Source organism: Vibrio sp. TH_r3, from assembly GCF_033101115.1.
GTDB lineage: Bacteria > Pseudomonadota > Gammaproteobacteria > Enterobacterales > Vibrionaceae > Vibrio.
Map to the genome: position 1 here is coordinate 1 of NZ_JAWMPW010000070.1, position 832 is coordinate 832.

1 protein-coding gene is annotated in these 832 nt (G+C 39.5%); it reads left to right on the forward strand.

All coding sequences use genetic code 11. The features are described from left to right. The coding region (locus tag R3X26_RS18785) for an ATP-binding cassette domain-containing protein (RefSeq protein ID WP_317718846.1) at positions 1–832 on the forward strand (832 nt) is incomplete at both ends.

Consider the following 832-nt stretch of genomic DNA (forward strand, 5'->3'; position numbering starts at 1 on the left):
GCCAACTAGTAGTCTATCTGCGGCAGAGACAGACACCTTGTTTCGCGTGATTAGACAGCTTAAGTCTGAAGGCAAAATTTTGATTTATATCTCTCATAGAATGGCCGAAATCTTCGAGGTTTGTAGTTCTGCGACCGTAATGAAAGATGGTTGTCATGTTATTACTTATGATGACATTCTAACTACTGATAGGCCAACTCTCATAGAAAAAATGATCGGGAGAAATATAGGTGATATGTACAGCTTTCGCGAACGTTCTTTGGGAGATGACAGTTTTGCACTGCGAGACATTAAAAGTAATCAGTTTACTAAGCCTATTCAATTTAGAGCTCGCACAGGAGAGGTGTTAGGTTTCTTCGGGCTAGTAGGTTCCGGTCGGACTGAATTGATGAAATCACTTATTGGTGCGTTGCCAACTAAGTCGATTTCAATGCAGCTTAATGGGGTTGAACTACCGACATTGACTCCAAAAACTGCTATTCGAAACGGAATTATATACTGTTCTGAAGACCGTAAAAAAGAAGGTAATATTACTTTTCGTTCAGTACTTGAAAACATTACGATTAGTAGTCGCAGAAATTATTGGAAGCTTGGAGGCATTCTAGATCTCGTCAAAGAGACCAAGTCTGCTGAGCATTTCGTCAATCGGTTAGATATTAAGACGCCGAACCTTTCTAAAGAAATTCAGTTCTTATCGGGAGGGAATCAGCAAAAAGTGATCTTAGCTAGGTGGTTAAGTGAGTCCAGCATGAATGTATTGATTGTCGATGAACCTACTCGTGGGATAGACGTATCAGCAAAAAATCAAATATATAACGTGCTTTATGAACTA